The sequence below is a fragment of the Legionella clemsonensis genome (assembly GCF_002240035.1).
Classification (GTDB): Bacteria; Pseudomonadota; Gammaproteobacteria; order Legionellales; family Legionellaceae; genus Tatlockia; species Tatlockia clemsonensis.
In genome coordinates this window covers 2,752,145-2,774,918 of the sequence record NZ_CP016397.1, presented here as the reverse complement: position 1 = coordinate 2,774,918, position 22,774 = coordinate 2,752,145, and the positions used below count along the sequence as shown (strand labels likewise).

The following is a 22,774-nucleotide window of genomic DNA, read 5'->3' as shown; positions in this document are numbered from 1 at the left end:
TAGTGTGTCGTTTACTCCATCAAATCACTAAATTTTGTTTTGATTGCGAATTTACAATTGATTGGTTACATCCAGGCTCAAATATGCCTATTTTTATCAGATTAGTCCCTACCGAATCAGGTAGAATTTTTTTATACCACTCTTCAAAGGAATTAGATTGAGTCACCATATATTCTTTAGATAAATTTTGACTAAGATCAACATCAAATAATTGACTGAGAAAACGAACAAATCCAGCTGATGGGTTTTCTAAATCTTCACGCATGGTGGTATTCATAAATGCAGCAAATTCTTTTTGAGTATCAAATTGGTAATCCGATAAATATATTGATTCCTGTGTTGAGCGCTGATCGTCTAATTTTGAAAAGAATTTTGCCCATTTTTGTTGTACATGGATGAGATAGCAGTTCAGTGCATGAGGTAAAAAAAAAGTTTTCCAACCAACAGCAAGACCTGATAGCTGCTGATTTAATAAATATTGAGCATTCTTTTGCAATAGTTCTAACATAGGATTCGCTGCAAATGAAACAGCGGGAGACGTTGGTATTTTCTGGATGGAACTGCATGCGCTTGCAACCAAATCAAGAGGAATGTTTGGTAATGATTTACTAAAACATTCAAATATTTCGCCAAATTGTTTTAAGATTGTATAATGAATGAACTCCAATTTTGATTGGAAGATCCGTTGAGAAGATTCTCTTGCAATATGTTGGGAACGAAGCTTGTCTAATTTATCAATAAAATTAGGATCATTGCATAACGCTAGGCGTTCTGACTCTTCCTTGATAAGTTTTTTAATTTGCTCATCTTCACAATGCAATATCATAGAACAAGTGCCAGGCTGTCCTTGACGGCCTGCGCGTCCCTCACCTTGATCTTCAACGCGCTTGTTAGCAGGATAGAATCCTAGCACCAAATGCAAGCCGCCTGCTTTTTTGCTTTCTGGCGGTAGAATAATATCAGCGCCACGACCAGCAATATTAGTTGCAATAGTAATCGTGCCAGGTGAGCCTGCGCGATCAATGATATAATCCTCATGTTCGCGCTGAACTTCATTGAGTAATTGATGCTTTACTCCTCTCTGACGTAAAAATTCAGAAAACTCCGCTGAGTCAGCAATAGACGCAAATAATGTCAATGCCGGCTGACCTTGTTTAGTGGCTGCTTGAATACTGTCTAATATCGCTTGATGATACGCTTCGCGTGTTGCAAGACATTGAGGGGTATTTTTCTTTCGTTGACTTGGGAAATGCGGAGGTACATCAAACGTATCAATATGATAGACTTTTTTGATTTCTTCGCGCTCTTGTAGCTCACCAATGGTGCCTGTTAAGCCATAAATAGCTTTGTAATAATCAAAGAAAGCCGGATGAGAAATAGCGGCCAATGTGGCACTTTCATCTTTAGGCTGCAAACCATGCTTGACTTCCAGAAATTCATGCACACCTTTACCCCATCGGCTATCTGTCATGACCCTACCGGTGTTTTTGTGATCTACGATCATGACTTGCGGTACCATGGTTTCACCTTGTGCGGTCATTCGTGGATGGGGTTTGATGACATAATCTTTGCCTAATTTCTTCTTGAATTGGGCCTGATAGGCTGAATACATCCAAGTTGATAATTGTTTATCACTAAATGTATCGACTTGCTGCTTAAACTTTCCATCCTGATAACTTTCCAATAGAGAACGTAATTGTTTAAGCACATCAGGAGCTTCTTTGGTGAGAGCTTCACCGCGATTCTGAACAAATTTCAAAACAGGTTCATAAATCCAAGCTGACAATTCGGGTGCTGGGATAGCAAGACGGGCAGAGTTAAGGGCTGCGTCAATGAATAGATTATCTACTTCATCGACAATTGCTACGTCAAAAGGACGCTTGACTAATTTTCCATTGAGCGTGGTATAACGCAAATCTTGTTGAAAAAAAGTATCGCGTAAAATAGAAAATTCAGCATCATAATTGGTGGAGTAAAGAATTTGGCCATCAAAATGTTTTTTTTCAGGCTGATCGTAGCAAATATGCGAAGAGGTAATCCCTAGCGCCGCGTAAAAATCATGATATTTCTTTTGATCTCGGATGGCTAAATAACGCGAAGAGGTAATGACATCCACCGTTTTTCCTTGACTACCCATATAGGCCGATAGCATGGCCACTATCATGGATTTACCTTCACCAGTACGAATTTGACCTATTCGGCCCTTCATATCTTTAGGCGAATTAATCAACGACAGCAGTGAGAGAATTTGTGTATTATAAGGGTAAAGATTAAATTCACGACGCATCATTTCGCGAATAATTGCAACTAGCTTGAGTTTGCTTGCCGGATCATCGGAATTTTTTAAAGCCTCGCCACATGCCTTAGCTTCCCTTTGCAGCTGTATTGGATCCATGAAAACAAAATCTTTAGCCAGATCTTGTATGGCAATATAATCCTTTCTTAGCTGCTCAATTTCCGCCGTAGAAAGCGGGAATTTAACGAATTCACTTTGATTTTTAAAATCGGCTAATACGTCATCTAAGTTTTTTTCAGGATATTTTTTTAATAAGCATTCGTTTTGTTTGGTTTGAAGAGTACGTATTAATCCAGGTAAATTTCCTGCCTGGTTAGTAAGTAACTCTTCCGTATCGACTTCATCTGCCAAATCAATCAATAATTGGCAAACAGAAATGTAATCATTTAAATCGGCATTGGTTTGAACGGGTGCTTCAAACAATTTAGTAAAATGGCTTTCGCCTAATACTTCTTTAATTTCTCTCGCCCAATAGATTAAAGCGTCCGTATCGGTTGGGTTTATTTGTTGCTGAGCATATTGCGTGAAGGCCTTTGCCAACAATAATTTTTCGTCTTGGTCTAATTTCGTTGACTTTACACGATCAAGTTCATTGAAAAAATTGAAGCAATCAAGGAAATTCATTTTCCCAGTCGCTGATAAATAAGCCATTGCTTTTGTTTTGTAGCTAGAGTAATCAAACGTTGACATTAGCCCAGTCAGGCTTGGAACGGTGACGGTGTTATAATGAACCATGGCTGAGCAAATCAATGGTAATTTTTTCGCAAAAGCCTGCTCAATCAGATTACTATTGGGTAATAAATGTAATAATTGTGCCTGCGTTTCTTTCTGTGTGCTTTTCTCTAATGCATGAATACATCGTTCAATATAATTTTTGCCTTGTAAATGAAACGAGACGGCATCATGGACGATTGGGGCTGAAACAGTATTGGTGACTTTAAATTTAATACAAGTGTCGACAAACTTCTGGAATAATTGGATGTTCTCTTCCAGTACTTTTTGATCTATTGGAACAGCTAATTTTGGATCAAAATAATGAACAAACCACGGCCATAATTTTTTCATCTCTGGTTTAAGCAACGTTTCAATTAAGCCGAAAAATGAAGGATTATTCAAAAAACTCCATGGATATTGCTTTAAGAAAAGCTGATGAATGTCGGAAAATTCCTCATTATAATTGTCAGTAAACTTCTCTAAAAACTTAACCCAGGTGCTTAAATAAGCCGATTTTTCTTGTGCTTGCTCCAAGCCCTCCAAAAACAAATCACCCGCATTAAAAGTTAATTTTTTAAAAATGGTTTGCAATTTCTGAACCAGGACGGTGTCTTTTGTTAAGCCAGCATCGATTTTCGTGATCTCTGCTATCCATGCGTCTGTATCAACTATTAATTGTGTTGTTTTATGTCTAAACATGAATCTTTACCTCGTTATCTTTATTACACTCATGCTTTCAATTTCAGTGTCGTCATCCCCGCCTCGTAAAGACTCAAACAGGACTGTGTACCTTGCAGGCGGGGGATCTACAACTGAATCCGAATTGAAAACATCAATTAAGCCTTGAGCTAGATACCCGCTTGTTAGCTTTATACCTCGAATAGAGCATAATGCTAGTGGGTATGACATTAATTCAGCATGATATAACCTCTAAATTTCTATTCGCATTTTCGTAAAGTGAATCAGTCATTGGCAGCTGTAATTTAATGTAAGCGCCGTTGGTTGCGGAATAAATGAAACTATTTGAGGATTATCCTTATGAGCAACATCATAAGGACTTGCACCAGTTTTATCTTTAGCATTAATGTCAGCACCTGCTTTGATGAGTCGTTGGATAACATCACCATGTTTATTATTTCTTGCAGCCTGATGAAGCGGTGTCCAATCCGATTTATCTTTTGCATTGACCTCTGCACCGAGAGAAAGCAGTAAGTCTACTGCAGCAGTATGACCTTGCATCGAAGCCCAATGCAGTGCTGTGCATTGGTATTTTTCATCAGCTGTCAGATTAATGTTTGCACCTGCTTTCAGAGCTTGCTCGATCATCTGAAGGTTACCAAGTTTAGCGCCTTCAATTAATCTCTGTTTGGCTGCTTCTGTCAATTTGGTAGTTATTTTAGCTGCTAACGAAAGATAAGTTGCATTGGAAGGATTAATTCGCAGTGCCTCATGGATGTCATCCGCTGCTTTTTGGTCATTATTAAGATTAAAGTGAACAATACTGCGGTGATAATAGGCGCCTTCTCGTTTAGGATCTATCTTAATTGCTTGATCCAAATCAGTAAGCGACTTTGTATATTCCTTGCAGTTTAAATAAGCCAACCCGCGTATTAAATAGGATTCAAAATAGTTTGGATTCACCTTTAATGCTTGATCAAATTCAATGATGGCTTTGCAATAATCTTTATAATGACTGTAGTAACAGCAACCTCGATAATGATAGGATTCATAATGATCGGGCCTTAAATTAATGGCTCGATTGAATTCATCAAAGGCTGCCAGGTAATTCTGTTTGTTATATAACGCACATCCATTCTTAAAATGATTGTTGGCAACGTCAGTTTTAATTTGCTCAATGGTTTTTGCATCAAATCCGCCTGTTCCAATTAACAGTTTGGATAAATCCTCATGGGATTTAAGTAGGGTGATATGCAAAGGCAGATGAGTATTTTTATTTTTGATATCCTGTTTTGCCTTATGTTCTATTAATACTCTTGCTGCCTCTATATTCCCTTTAGTAACAGCAAGATGAAGAGGAGTATCACCTGCGCTATTTTGCTGATTAATATGCTCAGGATGTTGCTGGCATAATAATCGCAGCGCATCAGTTTGATTAAGCATGATGGCAAGATGAATAGGATTACTTTGATTAGCATCCGCTTCAACCAATGAGTCTTCGATTGCTTTTAATTCCCATTTAAGTGGAGTCAGACTATTTTTTATATAAGTAGGTAATGAATCGGCTGCCTTGCCAATTAAAGATCGGTCCCCAAAGATGATTAATAACTTAGCAATTGCTAAAAATCCTTTTTGAGCGGCGGCTAAAGCAGGTGATAAATTATCTTTATCAACCGTACAGACATTTGCTCCTGCTTTAAGCAGCTGCAATACAGAAGCTGAGTTGCCATTTTCACAGGCTAAATGTAATGGTGTTTTGCCTTTATTATTTGGTTTATCAAGCCCTATTTCATGAGCACATAATTGTCTCAAAATATTAACGGAACCGGATTTTGCAGCCTTATGTAACGGTGTATTGCCATAGAAGTCCGTAGTTTCAAGTTGTATACCTTGTTCAATTAATAAGGCGGTAGATTTTTCAGCACGGTTAGTACAAGCTGCATGCAGCGCATTTTGGCCTGATTCATCTTGTACATCAATATCCCATCCCATTAGTAATAACTCTGAAAGCATTTCGACATGATTGTTTGCTGCTGCTGTCAATAAATGTTGAGGTTTCAGTTCAAGATTAAGCAGTTTAATTAATTCAACAGTCTCAGGTTTATGATTGGTGAGCGCGTATTCGATCAAATCATTTGAAAAATTATCTTCTTTTGTAATGCTGGCGCCTAAGGCAATCAAGGTTTCGCAAGTTTCAATATTCCCTTGTCTTGCGGCTAACTGCAATGAAGTTAATTGCGTTTTTGATTTCGCTTTTTTTTCATCTTTAAATTGTTGTGGCGCATCAATATCAAAGCCTTGCTGTACTAAATAACTGACAGCATCACTGTAGCCATAAATAGCCGCCAGATGCAGTGCATTCAATCCGTGCTTATTAACGTGTTGACAGGATGGATTAATTTTTATAATGGCACTGAGCACAGGTAAAAGACCATGAACAGCTGCCAACATAAACGGCGTATTGCCCTTGACATTTTTGCAATGAACATTTCTCATTAACGGTGCCAATTGTAAGGCAATCTCTTGATTTTCACTGATAATCGCATAATGCAACGCCGTATTTTGTTTGATGTCTTTTTTATCAACCTCGGCACCATGCGCTAGCAAAAGTTGTATAAGCTTTGCATTTCCAGCTTGGGCTGCCAACATAAGTGGAGTAATTTGCTGATCATTTTCAGCGTTCACATTCACGCCTTTGGCCAGCAATGCTTTGACGACCTCCATATTTTGCATTTGCACAGCAATATGCAGTAATGAATTACCATTTTGGTAACGATCACGCCTATAAGTGCTGGAATTAAACAAACTCAGCAATGATGAATTATTATTCTTTGCAGCGATGTGGAATACAGAGATGCCATCTGAAGTTTCAGCGCGCAATAAGCTATCTTTGTATTTCCCAAGATGCTTATCTAATAATTTTACCAAGCGCAAAGACTTATGTTCCCCTGATTTGGCAACTTGATGATAAACATTAAAACCATTTATATCCTTGCAAAGTGCATCTGCACCATGGTCCAGTAATAATTTAACGGCCCATTCTGCTTCCATTTTGAGTGCTATCTGCAACAACGGAAGTGCAGAATTCCCATAGGAAAATAAGACATTATTAACAGGAAAGGTGGCTAAAATCGTTTTAAATCTGGCTTCATCAACCTCTTTTAATGCCTGAATCAATGCTTCTTTGTCACCATCAAATTCAACAAATGAATTTTTAACGGCTTGGAGGGTGTAGTTAACTGCTTTAACATCGATTATTTTGGGCTTTATCTCATTTGCAAGCGTCGCATACTTGCTTAATTCATCACTAAAGCCCAATTGTTGAAACAGACGAATGATTTCGATTTGCTGCGATTTCACAGCGACGGCAAAAGCATTTGCGCCATTAATAACTTGGTGGGGATCTGCTCCATGTCTGATGAGCAAATCAACAATAGCAATATGACCAGCTGAGATAGCCTCGTGGAGAGGGCAACCCTCTGTATAACCATTGAGATCAGCACCCAGGTTTAACAGCAAAATAACATCATCTAACTGTCCTGACTGACAAGCTTTTATCAAAGCTCTATTGTATACCTTGGGGTCCGCTCCATACTGCTTGGATTTCTTGGCCAAGGTATCCAGGCATTGCATTTTGTTATTTTCTAATGCGAAAGCAAATAGATCCTGAGGCCACTCCCCAGCCGGAACCAGCTTAAGCAGCTTAGCCAGCAAATAGTCGTCATCGTTCAATATTGCAAAATGAAAACAAGTTAATCCCTGTTTATTTTTTGCTGTAAAATTCGCACCGTAGACATCAATGTGCTTGAGAATATTGACTAACCCTAATTTGGCAGCAAGGTGTGCGATGGTATTGTGATCGTCATCAATAGGGACATTAACATCATCACATTTTGCCAATACCGCATCGACAATTTTTTTCTTCCCACTTTTAACAGCAGCATATAATAAATGTTGATTTGCAAATGATTTGCTCAAATCATCTTTCGTCATGGTTTTTAACAACTCACGCAAGCACTCGAAGCTGCCATTTTCCGCTGCAATAAAGCTAAGCGTTTTCGATTTATCATTACCCTTGCTAATAGGATGCTTAGGGTCTTTTTGTGTTTGCAGCCATTTCTTCAGAAAGCCTAAGTGGTTTGCTTTTACCGCAAAATGAATTAATTCCCATCCTGTGGTTTGGTCCAAAGTAAACTTGGCATTTCTTGCGGCGAGTAAATCAATCAACAGCTTATGACTATGTAAGGCTGCGATATCCAAGCTGGTGAGCCCATTAAATGTTAAATTTGGATCAAGTTTATTTTTTTCCAATAGCGCTTTATAACGGTTATATTGACCACTGCGAAGTAAATAATAAATATAATTTCGATTATCCCTATCTTTTAACTCAGGATTTTCTCCCCGATGAATTAACACGTCGGCTATTTCAAATTGGCCCATCATGGCCGCATAAGAAGAAGCGGTCTGGCCCTCATTGTTAACCGTATTGATTGCGCTATGAGAAGCAAGGTAGAGTGCCGCTTCGAACTGTCCATGTTGCAGAGCGCTGATGATTGCTGTATCACCTTCCGAGGTTTTGGCATTCACATTGGCCTTACATTTCTCATTAAGCCATTGCAGTGTTTCCAAATTGCCATTGATTGCTGCCAAATGGACCGCCGTTTTTTGAGAGGCAAGCGGCCTGTTCACATCGATTTTGCCAGAAGCGTACATAGCCTGACAGGCTTCAGTCAATCCATTTTCAGCCGCACAATCAAAAGGGGTATAGCCATCTGTCTTACGCTTTAGATTTCCATCCACTCCGTGTGCAAGTAGAGCAAGCGCTACTTTGGTTTGTTTCATTTCAATGGCTAAATGTAAGGCAGAGTTACCACTGTCTAAGATGGCATTCAAATTAATGCCCTTTGCCTTCTCAATTAGCGTCAATGCCGTGTCTTCATGGCCATTTTGTATGGCGATATAAAGTGCAAATAGACCATTTGGTAATGAATAGTTTGCATCCGCCCCAAGGGTGAGGAGTTTCTCGACAACAGCTGTATGACCCTGATGGGCCGCCAATAATAGCGGCGTAGAACCATTATGATTTTTGGCATGAATTAATTTCGCATCCTTGGCCGCGAAATAACTCACGGCTTCGATATTCCCTGCAATAGCGGCAGCATGAATAGGTAAATGACCATGCATATCAGCTAACGTGAGGCAGCTTTCATTGCCTTGGACTATTTTCTCTAGTTGCTTAGCATCGCCAAAAATCGCCACATGGTGAATGGTCGCTTGCCCCAATTTATCCGTAGCAGCAGCGTTAAATTTGGGTAATGTCACCGTGTCATTTGCGAGTTGCTCATAGTTTAATTCACTAATCACATTTAGCTCGTTATCACTCATAGGCACAGTCTGCTTGACAGCAGAATCGAGGATATCGGCATAATCCAATAATGAATAGGCTGGTTGATTTTTTGTTTTAAGCTTAAATATTGAATAGGTTTTGCCATTATAATTTGCCTGGGTCATTGTTTCAGGAGATGCAGCTTGGGTGACCGGGAAGAAGGCTGAGGCCATTTTCTCACCCATTGGTATGGATTTTTGTTTTATTGTAGGTAATTGCATGCCACAACCACCTACAATGCGGTGATTATCACCTGCTTCCTGGTAATAACCACTATCAGCAATATCCAAGCTCGAATATTGGATTTGATTTTGATCAACAATGTCTTTTGATATGATATCTGGTGATGAGCTAAGCAAACCGTATATGTTATCTAACGGTGCTTTCAAGCCTTCTATCGCCTTGCGGCAGTTTTCATTTTCTCCTGTAATTGCCTGCTCAGCTTCTTTCCTTTTTTCCTCAATGTCCACTACACCATTTTTTTGCTGCACTTCATAAAAAGCTGTAATCTCAGCTTGTAACTTCTTTTTTGCCATTTCACAGCGTTGTTTGACATCTTGAGACAGGTCTGCTTTTAATTTTGCAGTTTGAGCATTAACATTTTGCGTCAGATCAGCCAGCATTTTATTGTATGCTGTATTGCAATTAGCAATGTTTTGATTATGAATAGTCTGATTAGCGGGAAGTTTTTGCAATCTATGATGCAAACCTGTCCACTGAGCATTAATCTGATTTAAACTGGTGGCTCTATTACTATTGATTCCCTGCGTTTTTTGAGCAATCACCTGCTGCGCTTCCGCGTCGAGTTGTTTTGTTTCCTCTGCAATAACTTGTGGTATTTGTTTATCAATCTTTATTGATTCCTCTTTAATCCTGTCTAGTTTCGCTTTTTCAATCGTGGCCTTAAGTTGTTCATTAGTCTCTTTTGCTTGCTGATTTAATGATTGTATATTAGTCGTCAGCTTCTTTTGTGCGGCTGTAGATAATGCAGTAAATTTCTCCTGCATGGTTTTCATTGAATCAATTGTTTCAAGCTTGATATCAAGCTCATACCTGTCAATTATTTTCTTAAACAGGTCATGCCATTCTTGTTTGAGACCGACTACATTCCCTTTAAGAAACCTGGCAAAACCCGTTTCTAACACCGCTATTTTTTCTAGAAAATCTTCTTGCTTGATAACATCAGCTGGCACTTTCTTGGCGATTAATAACCTGTGAAATACCGCATGGATAATTCCTTGCATTTTTGCTGGGCAATCTTTATGCAATCCATCGACACTCTCTCGTAAAAACTGATTAAGTTGCGCTTGTTCCTGAGGCTCAAAGGCTTTTAGCACATCACCAATCGTCAACTGAAATGGTTGGTACTTGTAATGACGAACCGGAATGGGGGGCATGACGTTAGGAAACGCCGAGGTCGTATTCAATGGAACATTGGGTAACTCTGGACATTTACCCATGTCTTTTAATGTGGTCAAGTAATAACAAAAGAAGTTGATAACACCCAACATTTGAAAATATTCGCGAAACAACGGTAATTTGGGCATTTGTTCCTTGATATCATCACATTCTTTTTTATACAGATTGAGGAGTTGTTGGTAGTCATCAGGATACTTACCGTGAGTACGATAAAACTGATCAAGATATTCCTGATATTCTGGCAAAGTTTCGATGGTATATTGAACATCAAAATCCGGTTCAATCAAAAACATATTTTCATGTTTTTGAATGCTTTTTTGCTTGGCAATGATTCTAAAAGAGGTACGAAATTTATTGTTGAATACAGAGGGTTTACTCTCATCTGCTGTTATCCCAGGTGGCAATTCCAATCCCACGGCAGACATTTTTTCCCGCAAAGAGTTATAAACCTCTTTGTTCTTGTGATACTCTTTTTTGAGATCAATCAACTTACTTTTTAAAAATTCACGATCTAAATTTTGATTTTCTGGCCATTTTTTTAAAAAGTCTTTATCAAAAATTCCGCCATTTAAAAATCCTTTCATAAAGTAATCCAACATTCCAATTACTTCACCAACTAAGGTGTTTTGATAAATGGAATGCAACACAGGATACATCGAACTGTGGTTATTAAAATGTAAACTAAAAAAAGGATAGGTATTGTGAAGGTAAATGCCAACGGATAACTCACGCAAAATCTGCTTTAGTTGGGCATCAGAAAAAGGAGGTTTTCCATCGTGATTAGGCAGGCAAAAAATATGCTCGTCAAATAATACTTCTGTAGCACTATCTTTGAAGCCTTCAATTCTTCCAACGGACGAAGCAACACCACCAATTTCACCCCGGTGGCCTTTTAGGTGTTCGAATTTGCTTTCAGGATGAATATTATTGTATGAGTCTACGAGCCCCGTTGATCGCACCACATCGCGGAATTCTTTTGATGTATAACTGCTGGGGTAGCCAAGGCTGGAGAATGATTTGAATTGTGATTTTAAGAAACTGCTCGTTTGAGCATGCGAACTTCTAAGTGAGGAGGAAAAGCTTGCTGGATTCCGTGACTCATGAATTGTTCTTTGACGAATAGGAGTTCTTCCTGAGGATTCAGGAGTACGATTGCGGAATGAGTAAGGATCAAAAAATGAACCATATAATATAAACGGCATCTTTGATACACCCCATGCATAAGCCAGACCTGCTGTAGCAAAATTGGCCGTAGTGGAGATACCGCCCAATACTGTTGCTGCTCTTCCCCAAGCAAAAATGCTTCCTACTTCTGCGACAGAACCAAGAGTACTTGCTTTTATTGCTGCCCTTAGTAAGGGATTTTTATGGTGATGGTTCGCATGTTCTAAACTATGTTCTACAACTTGACCAATAATTAATTTATTACGAACATGGCCAAAATTGTGCTTTATTAAGTCAAAATAAGTTTTCATAGAATTTATCTCAAGGCATATTGAAAATTTTACATGGTACTTAACTTATCAGCCTTTCTCATCTACTTACTCCTTGATGAAGATTATTTACATTTAATATCATTAAGAAGACGGCACTACCTTTATTTATAAGACTGAATGTTATCCGTGATCCGTGAAATCATGGATAGCATTTAAAATAGTAATAGAAGCTTACGGGAGGAGCTGCTAAGTGTACTTAAATTAAAAGTTATCTTTTACTCTTTCGCCCGTGCAAGAATTCTTCTTCAGCAGTATAATCCCTAAAACTTTATCTTTATTTAGGAGAAAATATCACTGCATTCGGAGTAACGATAACATTGCCCTGTCTTTGTTTCTTAGTTATTTCATCAATTGTTTTGCCATAGTAGTACATTTTTCTTTTTTTATCGTATAAAAGGGGGCCTAAGTCTTTTAATTCATCAATGGTTTTTTCTTGGTTTTCCAGTGAATCTTCTTGAAGTTTGGTGGTTGGATTATAACCATTTCGTTTGAAATTTTAAAATCTTGAGCCGAATTATTCATATCGTCTAATGTTGGTTCAAGTGTCTCGTCGTCATTTACATTTGGTTGAGATTCTAATGTATTTAGTTTATTTTTTTTCGTATTCAAATCAAAATGTTTGCCGCAATAAAATTCTTGACGTTTTTTATCAAACTGAAGTTGGCCTAACATTGATTCTTCTTTAATGATTTCAGCTCGTGGGTCATGGCCTCGTTTGAAGAAATTATTTGTTTTTTTAGAGGTCGGATCACGCTTCATTTTTACGCCTTATTTGAAATAATTTATAGAAGAGGTTTTCGGTTCACCTGACATCATAGATTCAGAAAAAGGCTGATGTTTTCCTTTGTCTTTTTCATGAGAATACTCCAGTGCAAGTTCATAATGATTTCATTCGAATAAAGGTTTACTATATCCGTTATTATACCGGGTTCAAAAAAACCATTTGTATATAAAATGTATATTTGTTGAGTTACTTGCTTTTCTGACTTAAAACAGCGAGTACATAGTCCCAAATTTTACCTGCTACATTAATTGCATTCCCATCAGATGGGTTGAGATGTAAGTCAATGTAAGGAAAGCTATTATTTTCAATAATTCCAAATGGTTGTTTATGCCATGGAAGAGAAATGTCCTGACAAATAAAATCAAGACCCGTAAGCGGTATATTGAGTGTCTTATGTGCTTTTTCCAATAACAGTTTGTTCTCAGGATGCATCAGGTCGGTAACATTACTGATTTTTGCACCACTACCCATGGTAACTTTTTTTGCAATGGAGATTTTTTGTCCCTTGTTTATAACTGTATTTAGAGCAACTCCCTGGGATGCCAAAATTTTCGTCAAGTTACTATTTGGAGTAATTTTGTATTGATATTTACCATTACCTTCTTTCCAAGTAACTTTATTTTTCTTATCAATTAACTCTTGAAGTGTAGTGACACCATCACCAATAATGCTATCAGGTTGTCTCCTCACACAAGCGATTAAGGAATCATCAATAATTAATGACCGATAAACATCACCAGGAACGTGTTTTTCAACCAGTACGCGAAAATCAACTTGCTTTACTATTTTTATCGCTTCTTTTAATTCGTTTGGAGTTTGAATATTACATGAAGTATGAATACTTAGAGATTCAGATAATGGCTTAACTACAAGAGGAAATCCTAATGAAATGCCATAGTTGTAGGCGTTTTTGCTGGAAATAAATAACCTCCCTAAGGGACAGGGAATTTGGCTATCTAATAATTTTTTCTTCAGGGTCCATTTATTATCATATTTGGTATCCTCATCAAAGCGTGTATTTTTTTGAGAAATTAGAGTGATTGGAGTCTGCATAAAATAATATTTTTTTCTATTGCACACCAACATAAAATACAATGTATGTAAGTTGGATTCCTTAAAATTATACAGCTCTAGCCCTCTTCTTTGTGCTTCATCCCAAAATGCTAGGACACTGTTATTGAATTGTTTCCTATCAATGGTCCGAGTCTTGGCATATAGTTTTAGTTTTTGGAAAATATTAATGACCAACTGATTTAACAGGTTATTGAATCGTAAAAAATCATGTTCTGATAGGAGAAAGAGTTTAGATAAAAGATAGATAAATGGATTGAATATAAAATAATGGAATAAATTAAAAAATTTCCTTCGAAAATGAGAACGTTTTTCGGGATAGCAATGCTCACAATATTTATCATCCATATACGCTATTTGAATAGGTTTTAAAAATTTGCAAATGCCGCGGAAGATTTGTTTTCTTTATGTTCATCAAAATTTTTAACATAAGCGTTCATGATTTATCTCCACAGATTCGCCCATTAGCTATTATTATATCGAGTTAAAACAGATCAATTGTATATAAAATGTACGGATGCGCGTGGGTTTGCTTACATTCTTATATCTATGTAACACTTAAATGAAACATCATTTCAGACTGAATTTGTTTCTATGTTTTTATTTTCGAAGAGACCTGGGAAGAATGAATGAAAGATAAGTCAATATTGCTTGTAGAAGATAACGTTAAGCTAGCAAATTATCTCAAAGAAAGCTTACAAGAAGCAGGGTATGATGTGTCTATTGAAAAACGTGGTGATAGGGCTGTCTATCGTATTATTCGTGAACAACCTGGCATAGTAATATTAGATATAATGCTTCCTGGCATGAATGGAGATCAAATATGTCACACCATTAGAGATGAATACTTGGGGAAAATTCTCATGTTAACAGCAGTTAATGATATTGAGAGCGAAGTATCCTCTTTAAACTTAGGAGCTGATGACTACCTAACTAAACCTGTCGCAGACGAGGTTTTAAAAGCAAGGATAGAAGCATTATTACGTCGACCTAATTTAGTCAATAATCAAAATAAATTCCAATTTGGCAATTTTTCTATCAACTTTGGTACTAAGAGTGTTCATCTTTTTGATGAAGAGATTCCAATAAGTACCAGTGACTTTGAAGTTTTGGCTTTGTTGGTTAAGAATCATGATAGGTTGCTCAGTAGAGATAGCATTCAGTATGCTCTTTCAGGGCACGAATATGATGGGGTGGACAGAGGTATTGATTTGAAAATATCACGTTTAAGAAAAGCATTAGGTGATAATAGTAAAAAGCCTTATCGTATAAAAACAATTCATAAAAAAGGATATGTATTTGTATCTGCCGCTTGGGAATAAACACAGACCACAGTCACCAATTTATATAGAACTTACAAAAGCCTCAATCTCTTTCTCTTTGTTAAACAATTCTTTTGCCTCGACCTTGGGATTTTTCGTAATCCTGTTATGAGAGCTTCACGAAATATACTGCAAGTCTATAATAATATCTCTCGACAAAAGTATCATTTTAAAATGAGATTATTTGTACAATTTGTATACATTTGGGCTGAGTATTCTTGATAAAATCAACTATTAGCATGAAGTAATATTGTGGAGTTGAGCCATGAAAGATGCAGCAATAGAAATCTTAATATATAAACCAGTCCAGATCATCCAATGCCTGAAGAGCAAAGAGGTGTGGTGGTGAACCCTCATCTAAAACAACGGTTTAAGCACTTTCTTCCAATTGGTGTTTATTTAGAGGGTTCCGATTTGAGGTATTACTTTTTCGATAAGTGTGATAAAGACCCAAAATCTATAATAGTTGGGATGAACTCAAACGAGACTTACCAGATGAATTAAATAATATATTCGAAGAAAATCCGAAGTTATTTATTATGGGGCATGGTAATGGTGGCTATTATGGTTTGGGTAATTGCCATGGTCCAAGTGAGCATTTATACGATAATAATTTTGATAAATTACTATCTGATTTTAAACAAGCATTGCCTAAAAATCATGGTGAAGGTTTTGTGACGTTAGAAGGTTGCAATACAGACAGTCAGCTTGATGCTGCAGCGAACCAACAGGAAAAAACATTTTTAGAAAGAGTATCAGTGAAACATCCGGAAATCACGTTTGGTGGGACTGGACCATGGGATGCTCGAGATGCACAGACCGGCTCCCGATCACTTGCGCCGGAATCCCCAATTACATCAATGACAGGAAATATTTGGAAGGCTGGAAACAGTGTTATTTTTTATCATGGTCAATATCAAGTTGCTGTTCGAAAATCTTTATTGCCTCAACAAAAACGGCTAAAGAATTAAAAGTTAATACCATAGAATATGCACGTGCAATGCTAGATAAAGATAGCAGCGATGAACTGATAGCGAAAATAGCTTTAAGTCGAGATATTCTAACTATTAAAGATTTAAAAAAAATTGATAATTTTCCAGAATTGCCACTTGAAGAAGAGAATGTTGCAAGGTTTGTTGAACAGGAAAGTCGAATTTTAGGCAAAGAGCAAGAAAATTACTTAACACGTGTCCGTGGTATCTTAAATCGAGCAGACCCTATAGAACAACTGACAGATAGAGACGTATTAGAACTTCTCTTAGGTTTAAAAGAACCGTCTGTATTTAAAGGCCATGAAGACTTGCTAGAGTCAATTCTAGCTAATAAAACCTTGTTAGCAGCTAATAATGGTAAGTTGTGGAAAAGACCTCGTTGGTGACCTAAGTAATGATAGTGTCATTGATTTATTATTAAAACATGGTGCTGATATTAATAGCGCTGATAAAAAAGGCATGACGGCCTTACACTATGCGGTACAGAATTTTTATAATTATAGAAAATAACCACTACATCTCATTAAAAAGTTATTAGAGTGTGGTGCTAGTCTTGAAGTGCAAAATGAGAAAGGACAGACTCCTATCGAGACAGCGCAAGAACATAGTAAAGATGGAAGGGTGACTGCTAGTGATAAACTTCTAGCATCTTTGAAACATGGCAATTTGCCACTAACTCCATTAGAACTAAAGCAATCTGTTAGACAAATATTTCAGATGAGTCAACACAAAGCTGATGAACTACTTTCATTACCTATTGCGAAACGTGAATATAGCAAATGTAGTGAAGGTACTCTTTATATTCCTGAAGATGTAGTGGAAAAATTGCATGGAGTCTTGCAGTCTGCAAGGGGGAATAATGAACTATTATCAGCGTTTGAGTCAGAGTTTGGTGAGGTTACCTGCGCTCTTGAAAGAGGCCTTGGAACTGGAGAGGTGATTGATGGCGATGAAGATGAATTTATCCCTAAACGTTTTGATGATGCAAAACTCAAGTTAGCAGCGGTTATGGGCGTACTGGTTGAGATGAAACAAGAGATGGGTACTTCAAAAGATGCTAAAGTTAAGGACAAATTTCTGGAAAGGAAAATGTAGTTTTTATGGTTGTCATTTATAAGAATATCGTGGAAATACTATTGTGAATCTAGCGCCTTTTAATATCGGTGATTGTGTAGCCATGACTTTTCCTGCGTGGAGATTAACAACTTTTTTAACAATAGCTAATCCTAACCCAATGTGTTTATCTCCAATTCCGGCGTCTTCGGCAATCGTATATTCAGAAAAAATATCATCCGCACCATCATTTGGTAAGCCTGGGCCATCATCGTCTACGTGAATTAAAATATGACTATCATCCAGCGAAATGGTTAAAGAAATATGACGTACTGCAAATTTCATAGCATTTGTAATCAAATTAGTAACAGCATGCTTTAAAATATTTTCATCTATGTATGCTTCTAAAGAATTTAACTCATTGGCATGAAAGGTAATTTCAAATATCGATGAAGAATAAGATTCTAGTAACTTTCTTAACCAAACAATGATATCTGTCTCGGACTTTTTTAATTTTAATTCGCTTGAATGCATTTTTGAGTAAATCAAAAAAGTGCTGACGATGCGATTTATGTCTGCAATATCTTCTTGTATGCTGCTCACTTGTTTATTGAGTAAGGCATCCGCTGCATTTTTCCTTTTGATACTATCCGTCGCCATTTGTATGGTTGACAAAGGAGTTCTAATTTCATGCGCGACAAATCGGCACATTTGTTTATGTGATTCAATTAGTTCTTTTAATCGCTTACCCATGTGAATGATATTTATATAAAGCCCATACAAAACAGAGGTAGTGCTTATTTTCCGATGAAAGTCAAAATTCCCTTGACTAAAATTTTTAGTTATCTGATAGACCTTCTTCATATTCCTCACAAAAAGCAGTGAGAAAAACGTAATAAGACAAAGAGATAAGAAAAAGAAAGCTATTATAAAATAATTCATTACATCACTGATTCTTGCCGTAATTGGTAAATAGCTGAGCGGGCCAATTTTGAGTATTCCACCACTAAAACTATAATAGACAATACTAATTTGTGATGAGTTTTTATTTGTTTCAAATACTAGACGCTTTGTTGATAAAGAATTAGCTATATTCCTTGGCAAGTGTTTACTCTTGGTTTTATAAAGATGAAGGGGAAAGCCATATATTTTTTCTAGCTTTAATATTTCTTTATTCCACGTATTTTTTGGCCTTAGTAATAAATGTTCAACGATTTGTTTTAAAGCAGGGTTCATGTAATAAAAAATGACTTGGTCTGGGTCTGAAAAATAATAAGCTAATGCGTATGAGGTATTACCAATCTTTTTATACGCTGTATGTTGTACAATGACCAAGTTGAGAAATTGATAAGTTGTACCTGATAAGAAAATTATCTCACCATTATTTAATTCGTTATTCTGCGTCGAGGTAAGTTTTAGACTGTCGATTGCTATAAGATGAACAAGATTATCTGTCTTTTTCTTTATTATGTTATCCCAATTTGATTTCGGGCTTTTAATTAATTCATTTTCTAAACTAATTAAAAGCCCTTGTGACATCGTTTTCCCCGCGTTAATAACTATCTCTGTCTCAACTGAATTTAAATATTTAAAAAATGCCAAAACAAAAATTAAAAAAATCACAAAGAACGCAGTCAAAATTTTAAAATACACATTAAATTTCATCACTATGCACTCAAAATAAATAGATACCCTTTCACAAGAAAAGCTTTTATTTTATGGTGCTCTTTAATCCAGGAACAATAAATTCCTTCTAAGAGTGCTGATTATTGGATCAATCCTCAAATCATGCCATCGTAGGCACCAATTGAACTGCTCATATAGCAGGATATTGTAATGGTTCACCAAAATCGATTTGTAGTATCTCAAATTTATTGGGTGGCTGCCTAGTGCGTTGAAAAGACTAACAAGAAAGCCATATCATTCTTTAATATATGCCGTAACATTTGAAATGTATTGTTTGTTAAAAATACGTAAAAAAGGAAAAATATTGCTCTATAGTCCAACTCAATAAACTAGAATATTAACAAAAATGTATGATGTTGTGGAGTATAAAATGCCAGCTGAATCGAGAAGTAAAAATGAAAATAAAAGGGATGAGCGATCAAAGGCTCTTGAAAACAATCCCTGTGGTATTTGTCGTGCTTCTGGTTTGCCTATTTGCAAAGGTCATGGTGGCGGAGGAGGTGGTGGTGATAGTAGTAGCGATGAAGCCAAAAATGAAAGCTTCCAAAAAGATAATGCCACTACTCCAAAATATGTACCTACAAATATAGAAGTGAAAACATTATCCTCTTATCTAGAAAATAGTGAGGTTTGGAATTTTAAAGATGATTTCCTTTATACTTTTAAAAATGACTTAGCAGTATTTTCTATTGAGTTGGACTTAGCTAAGGGCTCAATCCATTTTCAAGGTAATGAATTGCTCAGTGCTAACGATGAAAAGGATCTAAATGAGCTTTATGATAAGATTGAAGATGAACTCAAAACGTTTACTGATGAAGTAAATGCACAAAATATTAGCTTCTCTAGGGAAGGGAATAATTTGAGAATTAATATCCCTGATCCAAAATTATATGATCAATTTGTTACTAGACTTTTGAATAAAAACCTAATTCCTGACAACAACTATAATGCAGCTCTTGCCTATAAGACTAATCAAAGTGCTGCACAAAAGGTTGATGAGAAAGGAGCTGCTGTTTCTTATAAATCACCAAATCCATTGGATATATCAAGTGGACCAAAACCAAATGGCTTTAAAGAGTAATTAACCTTTTAGCTAAAAGCATTGATAATTTTTGCAATAATTGCTTGTAATTTAATGGAAGCAAAGCGAGATACCCATCTTTATGATGGGTTCGTAATTCTAAGAGGTAAAGACTGAACGCCTGTACGTAAATTTGTTTTATAATTAAATATATCTTTAAAGTATTTTCCATACATTATGCCTAAACCGTCTGCTGATACATTACAAAAAATAATAAAGCCTGCTCATATTCCAGCTATAGGTTATGCGTATGTTGAACCGAAAGAAGAAAGCGCAAATGAATTTGTAGAAACCTCACTCTCTGTTGGCAAAAAAGACGCCCAATCCACTGATGCTGACGGGTGTGACCTCCATTTGATGTCTGAATTACCCAAAAGTGCTGCACAATACAAAAACAGCTATATTTTTATCAAAAAGAACGATATTCAGGAACTGTATTATATTAAGCCTGATGGAAAATATGAAAAAACAAAAATTGTTGATTTCAATTTATTTGAGGAAAAAATAAACGCCATTAAAAATAAGGATGAGAGTAAATTACATCTCAGTGAGGAGCAAATTAAAGAAATTGTAACATCAAACGGAGGTCACACCCATACTGACAGGAATGAGGTAGATAATGACACCCAATTTCCAGCATCCTCTCTGAGCAAAATTGTATTTACCTATTTGGTGTTACAATTGGTTAGGGAAAAACATATCAATTTAGATGAGCCATTACTTCCAATTCTGCAAGCAGCGGGTCAGGAATATGAAAGATTCAAGGTAAAGGGTCAATATCCTGAAAAGGCTCAACAATTAACAGCCAGACATGTTTTGTCACACACCACAGGCTTGCCCAATGTGGGATCAGAATCGGATTTATCTTCTCCACTACTCTTTGATGATGAATCAGAGCTGGGCAAGGGATATTCCTATTCAGGTGAAGCTATTCTTTTCTTGCAAAAAGTCATTGAGGCCACAACGGGTAAAAATTTAGAAGAATTGGCCCACGAGTATGTGTTTGAGCCTCTAAAAATGGAGCACTCTACATTTTTACCACAACCAGATGGCGATACCAATATTGTAGCAGTTCATACTCAGCTAGGAAAACCTACATCAATTTATGAAAGCCTCTCTCACCTTAGATATGATCTTGAATTGATGTCACCATTGTCCGACCTCAATCAGGCTGTAAAAGGGAAAATTTATTTATCTGAAAATCCCCGTGAGTACTATGTAAAAGGAATGAGTGAACCAGCGTCCATCCCTCCTGAGATTGATTTAACAAACCTGGCAAAAAAATTTAATACTCTTTCATTCAAAAGTGATATCTTGGCAATGACATCAAAAGCAGGGCATACCCCTCATCTTGATGCTGCTGGATCGCTGCTTACAACAGCCAATGATTTTTCAAAATTCATGGCTGCTTGGTTAAAGAATATAGATGATCCGATCATCCAACAAGCATTTGACTATAAAACAAGTTTCGCACTTTTAGATTTGACACCAGAAGAATTCGATCGTCTAAGCATTGATGATAACGCAAAAAAATACCTCAAGAGTGCAACAGATAGTAATTATAAGTGTGTTCTTTTCAATCAAACTGAGCTTGATGAATTAAAAAATGCAATGAACGAATCTGCACAAACAGAAGTCAAGGATTTAAGTGCGAAACTTGTGCCAACGAGGACTTACAGCATCACAAAAACATGTGGATTAGGTTGGCATATCTATAAAGATGCAGGTAAGGTAATCGCATATCAATATGGTGAAAACCTCAATACTCGATCTTTTATTGCGATCAATGTTACAGATAAAAAAGGTGCAGCATTTTTTACAAACTCTGAAAATGGAATGAGTATTGCAACCCAAATCTTGAGTTCTCCTGATTTAGCGCCTATTGGTGACATGCAAGACCTATTTAAACACATGCCTCATTATACTCAAAGCGATGAGTTAGGATGGAAAGAAACGATTGAGGGGATGCTCGCCGAAGATCAAGGTGATATTGAAATAGCTAGAAGTTGTTTTGCAGCAGCAATTGAGTCATCGTCTAATGACCAATCCAAAAAACTGCGTTTGGATTGGTTTAATTTAGTACATCCATCCAAGCAAGAGAAGAAAGAATTCATTCCATCATTGGAAACATTTGGGGGAGTATACAAGAACCCCTTCAAAGAGAAGCGAGAAATATATAGCAAAAATGGCGGTTTAATATGTAAAGAATTCGATCGTGAAATAAAATTGGTGCGAATTTCAGAGACTGATTTTTTACCCGAAAAGAATCAAGATTTCAAAATAAGCATTAAGGGAGATCAAGTAACCATTCATTTTCTTCATGGCCAGCCGAAATACTTATTTGAGCAGTCTTTGCCAGAATCACATGAACATGCTGCTTTTTTTACTGCTCTTTCAAAATTGTTAGGTCATCAGCCTGCTAAAGAAGTACAGACGCAACATGCTGATGGAGTTGATGTGCCTATTCATGAAACACAGGAAGCGGCTAAGTTAGAGTCCGCTCGGGAAATAACTCAACGATTTCGAAGCACTTTAGGTGATGTTCGGTCAGATAAGGTACAACCTTCTGAAACGGTTGAAAAAACAGTAGCAAAAGATAATTCGCCATAAGTATGACTCGAAGCGACTGATTTATAATATTTTTGTCGATTTTGATTTCTGACTCTATTAATTAACTCGTCTAATTCACAAACTAATCTTACCGGTATCAAGTTAGATTGGCATTTTTTAGCCGTAGCCAACCCTTTATTATTTAGCCATTTTTGAATGCGTATGACCAATTTACACAACTGGCCA

At 36.7% G+C, this 22,774-nt stretch carries 12 protein-coding genes; 7 read left to right on the top strand and 5 right to left on the bottom strand.

Annotation, left to right across the window (positions count from 1 at the left end; genetic code table 11):
* Positions 1-19 precede the first annotated feature (19 nt).
* From clem_RS12155 to clem_RS12140, 4 genes are all read right to left on the bottom strand, one after another.
* Positions 20-3,709 carry a preprotein translocase subunit SecA gene (locus tag clem_RS12155; protein WP_094091804.1) on the bottom strand — a complete coding sequence of 1,230 codons (3,690 nt, stop codon included), beginning with the start codon at positions 3,707-3,709 and terminating at the stop codon, positions 20-22.
* Between the two features lie 267 nt (positions 3,710-3,976).
* The gene (locus tag clem_RS12150; RefSeq protein WP_094091803.1) at positions 3,977-11,968 is read right to left on the bottom strand and encodes an ankyrin repeat domain-containing protein; all 7,992 of its coding nucleotides are present in this window, start codon (positions 11,966-11,968) and stop codon (positions 3,977-3,979) included.
* Between the two features lie 432 nt (positions 11,969-12,400).
* Positions 12,401-12,748 (bottom strand): hypothetical protein, encoded by a 348-nt coding sequence (locus clem_RS12145; protein ID WP_094091802.1) that lies wholly within the window; start codon positions 12,746-12,748, stop codon positions 12,401-12,403.
* A gap of 211 nt (positions 12,749-12,959) precedes the next feature.
* A complete protein-coding gene (locus clem_RS12140; protein WP_232505478.1) occupies positions 12,960-14,021 on the bottom strand; it encodes a hypothetical protein in 1,062 nt (353 codons plus the stop codon).
* Between the two features lie 452 nt (positions 14,022-14,473).
* On the opposite strand from clem_RS12140, the gene clem_RS12135 reads away from it, so the two are divergent.
* The 5 genes from clem_RS12135 (at position 14,474) to clem_RS15160 (ending at position 17,253) form a co-directional block, all read left to right on the top strand.
* Positions 14,474-15,166, top strand: a complete 693-nt coding sequence (locus clem_RS12135; protein WP_094091801.1) for a response regulator — start codon at positions 14,474-14,476, stop codon at positions 15,164-15,166.
* Between the two features lie 539 nt (positions 15,167-15,705).
* Complete coding sequence (locus clem_RS15175) at positions 15,706-16,137, top strand: hypothetical protein (protein ID WP_232505477.1); 432 nt, start codon at positions 15,706-15,708, stop codon at positions 16,135-16,137.
* 29 nt (positions 16,138-16,166) lie between these two features.
* Positions 16,167-16,544, top strand: coding sequence for a hypothetical protein (locus tag clem_RS15170; protein ID WP_232505476.1), 378 nt, complete (start codon positions 16,167-16,169; stop codon positions 16,542-16,544).
* Entirely contained in the window at positions 16,513-16,668 is a 156-nt protein-coding gene (locus tag clem_RS15165; RefSeq protein WP_232505475.1) for an ankyrin repeat domain-containing protein, read from the top strand. Before clem_RS15170 ends, clem_RS15165 begins: the two co-directional genes overlap by 32 nt.
* Before the next feature lie 48 nt (positions 16,669-16,716).
* Entirely contained in the window at positions 16,717-17,253 is a 537-nt protein-coding gene (locus clem_RS15160) for a hypothetical protein (protein ID WP_232505474.1), read from the top strand.
* A 12-nt stretch (positions 17,254-17,265) separates the two neighbouring features.
* Here clem_RS15160 and clem_RS12125 read toward each other — a convergent pair whose 3' ends face one another.
* On the bottom strand, positions 17,266-18,876 hold the full coding sequence (locus tag clem_RS12125; protein ID WP_094091800.1) for a sensor histidine kinase: 1,611 nt from the start codon (positions 18,874-18,876) through the stop codon (positions 17,266-17,268).
* Positions 18,877-19,267: 391 nt separating this feature from the next.
* On the opposite strand from clem_RS12125, the gene clem_RS12120 reads away from it, so the two are divergent.
* A complete protein-coding gene (locus clem_RS12120) occupies positions 19,268-19,978 on the top strand; it encodes a hypothetical protein (protein WP_094091799.1) in 711 nt (236 codons plus the stop codon).
* A 177-nt stretch (positions 19,979-20,155) separates the two neighbouring features.
* Positions 20,156-22,588 (top strand): serine hydrolase domain-containing protein, encoded by a 2,433-nt coding sequence (locus clem_RS12110; protein ID WP_094091797.1) that lies wholly within the window; start codon positions 20,156-20,158, stop codon positions 22,586-22,588.
* The last annotated feature ends 186 nt before the right edge of the window (positions 22,589-22,774 follow it).